5 protein-coding genes are annotated in these 2,511 nt (G+C 61.8%); 3 read left to right on the top strand and 2 right to left on the bottom strand.

The genetic code is table 11. The annotated features are described in order from the left end of the window. A partial coding sequence (locus ACHFFR_RS00025; protein ID WP_394262223.1) for a multiprotein-bridging factor 1 family protein occupies positions 1-230 on the bottom strand: 230 nt, incomplete at its 3' end. A 215-nt stretch (positions 231-445) separates the two neighbouring features. Here ACHFFR_RS00025 and ACHFFR_RS00020 point away from each other — a divergent pair. The 3 genes from ACHFFR_RS00020 to ACHFFR_RS00010 are packed head-to-tail and all read left to right on the top strand — an operon-like array spanning position 446 to position 1,730. Next, positions 446-724 (top strand): helix-turn-helix domain-containing protein, encoded by a 279-nt coding sequence (locus ACHFFR_RS00020; RefSeq protein ID WP_394262222.1) that lies wholly within the window; start codon positions 446-448, stop codon positions 722-724. Then, positions 724-1,491, top strand: coding sequence for a phage regulatory protein/antirepressor Ant (locus tag ACHFFR_RS00015; protein ID WP_394262224.1), 768 nt, complete (start codon positions 724-726; stop codon positions 1,489-1,491). The genes ACHFFR_RS00020 and ACHFFR_RS00015 overlap by 1 nt, the downstream gene beginning before the upstream one ends. Beyond that, entirely contained in the window at positions 1,488-1,730 is a 243-nt protein-coding gene (locus ACHFFR_RS00010) for a hypothetical protein (RefSeq protein ID WP_394262221.1), read from the top strand. The genes ACHFFR_RS00015 and ACHFFR_RS00010 overlap by 4 nt, the downstream gene beginning before the upstream one ends. A gap of 102 nt (positions 1,731-1,832) precedes the next feature. Here ACHFFR_RS00010 and ACHFFR_RS00005 read toward each other — a convergent pair. Next, a partial coding sequence (locus ACHFFR_RS00005; protein WP_394262220.1) for a hypothetical protein occupies positions 1,833-2,511 on the bottom strand: 679 nt, incomplete at its 5' end.

Raw genomic sequence — 2,511 nt, 5'->3', positions numbered from 1 at the left:
CTGTCATCGACCACAGTGGTGGGCTCGCCGCCGTCGCGAATCGCCTCGAGGGAGCCGGGCGCCCAGCCGAGGGCCTGCTCGATCTTCGCCCGGTTCACATCCTGGGGCCAGCGACGATCTTGTTCGAGCGAGCGCACCGTTGTGGCAGTCACGTCGGCTGCCCGCGCTAGGTCACGCTGGTTCATTCCCAGCGCGGTTCGACGCTCAACGACTCTTTCTCCGACTCTCATGCCTCCAGAGTGGCAGGAAACACGATGAAACACCAGGGGAAAGAAAGTGCAATAAACGCGCATTTCGCGTGAAACCCACGCAAGTAATTACCGTCGTGGCAGTTTCGCCTGACCTGTGCGAAGCGGAGAATTTCACCCTGTTTCACTTGTTGTCCTTGCGTAGTTTCGCTTGGTTGCGCTACGGTTGCCGCAAGAGAGCGAAACAAGGAGAAACCATGGACAACATTGACCATGTGGCGCAGGAGCGTCAGCGGGTGGGCGCAACCATTAAGGCCCTCCGCGAATACACCGGCGCCACCATCGACCAGCTTGCAACCCGCGTCGGCATGGCCCGCCCCACCCTCGCCAACATCGAAGCGGGCCGTCGAAACCTCAACCGCAAGCACCTCCGCGCCGTTGCCGCCGCACTCGGCGTCCCGCCCATCGCAATCATGTGGGCCGATGAAGACGAAGCCGCGCCGGGCGTCGCAAAGCACGAAGCGGGGGCCGCGTGATGTACGAGCTCGTCCATACCAATGCCGACGGCATGCCTACGACGACCACGGAGGTCATCGCGAATGGCACCGGGCTGCAGCACGCCAGCGTGATGAAGCTCATCCGCACGAACCTGACCGACTTCGAGGACTTCGGAAGGGTCGGATTTGAAATCCGACCCTTTGAGACGGCGGGAGGAACGCAGAGTCGTGAGATCGCGGTGCTCAATCGGGAGCACGCGATGTTCGCGATGACCCTGTTCCGCAACAACGCCGTCGTCATCGAGTTCAAGAAGGCCCTCATCCACGCCTTCACCGAGATGGAGAAGCGACTCGCGGCGCCGGTGATCGACGGAGCGTCGATCACGCGGATGGAGCTCATCCAGATCGCGATGAACGCGGAGACCGAACGCCTGCAGCTCGAGGCGAAGAACAAGGAGCTTGAACCGAAGGCCGAGGCCTACGACTCCTTCCTCGACGCCACCGGGAAGTACTCGGTCGGCGCCGTCGCTCAGATGCTGGGAATGGGCCAGAACCGGCTGTTCCGAGAACTGCGCAATGGGGGAGTGTTCATTGCCTCCGGCAGCCGTCGCAACACCCCGTACCAGCAGTACCTGCATCACTTCGAGGTCATCCCGCACGAATACGAGAAGAAGAACGGCGACCTCGGATGCTCGTACACGACGTATGTGCAGCCGTCGGGCATCAATTTCATCCGGAAGAAACTTGGCCTTGAGCGCATTGACCCCGAGTTGCCTGGCACTGGTTCGCAGACGGAGGTGGCGTGATGACCGCCGACCCGTGGCTCATGACCCAGGTTCGCCGCCGCGCATCGCAGCTCGTCGAGGACTGGTCCGAGCGCGTCTACGTCCGCTGCATCGTCGACGAGCTCCAGGGCGAGGGCATCTCGGATATCCGGCACATGCCGGGCGACGAGCTCGACGCGCTGATCATCAAGCACACCGTCGCCTCGTTGTTGGACGACGACGTCGAGGAGTCGGATCAGTCAAAGAGGAGTCGGTCGTGATGGTCAATGCGATTGGGCTTGTTGTCTTGGCCGTTGCGGCCGTGATCAGCCTGGCCCGGCTACGAGAACTGCAGCAGCGCGTCGCTCTCCTGGAGCTGACACCTAGTTCTTCCCCGAAGGTGACGCGGGGCCGAATAGTTCTTTTTCATCTGGCTGTGGAACCCACCGGCCTTGTCGGCGACGAATCCGCGCAACCGGGCGGGGAAAGTAACGCCAGGAGTGGAGCTGCTCGCCCGAAATCGTCGTCCGGAGCCCTCCCGTTTGTAGGCCTCCTCGATACGGCTCGCGCCACAGAACCCCGAAATGGAAGTTCGGGGGAATCGGATGTGTGACGTAAACGCGCACTTCAACCGGATCATCATCGCAGGTCAGCCTCGAGATCGGTTCGCCATTGACGATCGGTGCACCTTCGTCAGCCCAGGTACAGGGCAGAACCTCGAAGAACTGCGCGGGGCCGGCCACTCGAATCGCGAAATCGATGGGGACCACGGGAACAACGTGATTGGGGATCTTCTCGGGATAACCAACTTCGTGGAGGGTGAGCTTCATTCCTCGTCCGCCGTTGGCTGTTTCATCGTGGCGCAGCTGCTGCAGCGCTACGAAGAGCGCAATGAAGGCAATCACAAGGCCGAGCGCGGAAATCGACAGGGATGCAACGTCGGTGATCACTTTTCCTCCATGGGCCCAGGATACGGCCCGTTGGTTTTCGAAAGTCGTCTCCGTTTCGGCGGTGGCGCGGCCCGATTGGAAAGCACCGGGGTTCGAGTCCCCGGCGGGCGCC

The sequence above is a fragment of the Trueperella sp. genome, assembly GCF_043424875.1.
In the GTDB taxonomy this organism is placed as follows: Bacteria; Actinomycetota; Actinomycetes; order Actinomycetales; family Actinomycetaceae; genus Trueperella.
This window is presented reverse-complemented; position numbering and strand designations above follow the sequence as displayed.